The 2,894-nt window shown below is 77.0% G+C and carries 2 protein-coding genes; both read left to right on the plus strand.

Going from position 1 to position 2,894, the window contains the following annotated elements; translation table 11 throughout:
- Nucleotides 1–36: 36 nt before the first annotated feature.
- Entirely contained in the window at nt 37–1,941 is a 1,905-nt protein-coding gene (locus DVA66_RS19035; RefSeq protein WP_114561421.1) for a GTPase domain-containing protein, read from the plus strand.
- Nucleotides 1,941–2,894: GTPase (locus DVA66_RS19040; protein WP_198671951.1), on the plus strand; the 954-nt coding region annotated here is incomplete at its 3' end. The genes DVA66_RS19035 and DVA66_RS19040, both read left to right, overlap by 1 nt.

Raw genomic sequence — 2,894 nt, forward strand, 5'->3', positions numbered from 1 at the left:
GTCGCCCGACCGCATCGGCGGGCGGGAGGAGGCACGGTGGACCACGACCCCGGGGCGCCCTCCCAGCCGGAGCCCGCGCAGCTGGTCACCGCGCTGGTCGGGCTCCGCGACGCCCTGGCCCCGGTCCGGCTGCCGCTGCCGCTGCCGGACGCCGAGCACCTGCGCCGCCGCGCGCGGACGACGACCGACCAGCTCGACGACTACGTGCTGCCGCGGCTGGCGACGCTGGATGCTCCGCTGCTCGCGGTGGTCGGCGGCTCGACCGGCGCCGGCAAGTCGACCCTGGTCAGCTCGCTGGTCGGCCGGGTGGTCTCGGCGCCCGGGGTGATCCGGCCCACCACGCGCGCCCCCGTCCTGGTGCACCACCCCGACGACGCCGGCTGGTTCGTCGACGACCGGATCCTGCCGGGGCTGGCGCGGACGAGCGGGGTGACGACGCAGCCGGGCTCGCTGCAGCTGGTGGCCGAGCCGTCGCTGCCGGCCGGTCTGGCGCTCCTGGACGCCCCCGACATCGACTCGGTGGTCGAGGAGAACCGGCTGCTGGCCGCCCAGCTGCTCGCAGCGGCCGACCTGTGGCTGTTCGCCACCTCCGCGGCCCGCTACGCCGACGCCGTCCCCTGGGAGTACCTGCACGCCGCGGTCCGGCGCAGTGCCGCCGTCGCGGTGGTGCTCGGCCGGGTGCCGCCGGCGGCCATGCGGGAGGTGCCGCCGCACCTGGGCCAGCTGATGGAGGAGCGCGGGCTGGGGGAGTCGCCGCTGTTCGCGGTGCCGGAGACCACCACCGACGCCGACGGCCTGCTGCCCGAGTCCGCCGTCGCGCCGATCCGCTCCTGGCTGGCCGAGCTGGCCGCCGACGGACGGCGCCGCACCGCGGTGGTCCGGCGCACCCTCGGCGGGGCGATCGCCCAGATCACCCGGGACGCCCCGGCCGTGGCGCAGGCGGTGGAGGACCAGGTGGCGGCGGTGGTGCAGCTGCGCGACGACGCCGACCGTCCCTACGCCGAGGCGGTCCGCCGGGTCTCGGTGCAGACCGCGGACGGCACCCTGCTGCGCGGTGAGGTGCTGGAGCGCTGGCACGACTTCGTCGGGACCGGGGAGTTCTTCCGCGCGTTCGAGCGACGGCTGGGCTGGTTGCGGGACCGGCTGGTCGCCGCCGTCACCGGCCGGCCACGCGGTGCGGACGAGGTGCGGCTCGCGGTCGGGTCCGGGCTGGAGACGCTGCTGGTGGAGGAGGGTGAGGCTGCCGCGGAGCGGGCGGAGGCGTCCTGGCAGGCCGACCCGGTCGGGCGGGCGCTGCTGGAGCGCACCGGCGCGGTCCTGCACCGGCCCTCGCCGGGCTTCCCGGCCGCGGTCGCGCGGACGATCCGCGACTGGCAGGGTGACGTGCTCGACCTCGTCGCCGACGAGGGGATGGGCCGCCGGTCACGGGCCCGGGCGCTGGCCTTCGGGGTCAACGGCGTCGGGGTGGCCCTGATGATCGTCGTGTTCGCCCAGACCGGTGGCCTGGTCGGGGCCGAGATCGGGGTGGCGGGCGGGACGGCGGTGCTGGCCCAGCGCGTGCTGGAGGCGGTGTTCGGGGACGAGGCGGTCCGTCGGCTGGCCCGACGGGCGAAGGAGCTGTTGGACGGAGATGTCGAGGTGCTGATGTCGGTCGAGCTCGCCCGGTTCCACCAGGTGCTGGCGGCCGAGCAGGTGGAGCCTGGCCAGGCGGACCGGATCCGCCAGGCGGTCGCGGAGGTGGAGCGCTGGACCGCCGAGCTCGAGCTCGAGCCGGCCCCGGCGGACCAGCCCGCACTGGCTCCGGACGAGGCCGCACCCGCGCTCGACCGGTCGGCGCCGCATGCGCTGGACCGGGCCGCGGAGGACCGCCCGGTGCTGGACGCCGGACGCGAGCTCCAGCTCGGCGCTCGCACCCGCGACGACGGGGCGCAGGAGCGGTGATGCAGCTGCGACGCACGCCGCGGACCAGCCGCGGTCTGGCCGGACGCCTCCAGCAGCTGGCCGAGGGCGCCGAGCTCAGCCGGGGACGGGTCGACGACGCCCTGCTGCTGCGGGCCGAGCAGGTGGTGGACCGGGCCGAGGGGCGCCTGGCCGCCTCCGGCGACTTCACCGTCGCCGCGCTGGCCGGGGCCACCGGCTCGGGCAAGTCCAGCTTGTTCAACGCCCTGGTCGGGCAGCCGCTGACCACCACCGGGGTCCGGCGCCCCACCACCTCCGAGGCGTTCGCGGTCACCTGGGGAGAGGACCCGCCGACCGACCTGCTCGACTGGCTGGACGTCCGCCGCCGGCACTCCCTGCCCGCCGACCCGGCCCGGGACCACCTGGTGCTGCTCGACCTGCCCGACCACGACTCGACCGAGATCGAGCACCGGATCGAGGCGCACCGGCTGGTGCAGCTGGTCGATCTGATGGTGTGGGTGGTCGACCCGCAGAAGTACGCCGACGCCGCCCTGCACGACCAGTTCCTGGCCCCGATGGCCGAGCACCGCGACGTCATGCTCGTGGTGCTCAACCAGGTCGACCGGCTGACCCGCGGCGAGGCCGACGCCTGCCAGCGCGACCTCGAGCGGCTGCTGGAGCGCGACGGGCTGGCCGGGGTGCCGGTGCTCAGCCTGTCGGCGGTCACCGGGCTCGGCGTGCCCCGCCTGCAGAAGGCGATCGCCCAGCGGGTCAGGGAGAAGAGCGCGGCCGCCCAGCGGCTGACGGTCGACGTCGTCGAGGTGGCCCGGGCGCTGCGGGAGGCCGCGGGCCCGGCCGGTGCGGAGGAGGGCCGCCAGCTGCGCGAGGAGCGCCCCCGTCTGGTCGAGGCGCTGAGCGCGGCCGCCGGCGTGCCCGAGGTGGTCGCCGCGGTGGAGGGCTCCTGGCGCCACCGCGGATCGCTGGCCACCGGCTGG

The sequence above is a fragment of the Desertihabitans aurantiacus genome, assembly GCF_003344635.1.
Taxonomy (GTDB): Bacteria; Actinomycetota; Actinomycetes; order Propionibacteriales; family Propionibacteriaceae; genus Desertihabitans; species Desertihabitans aurantiacus.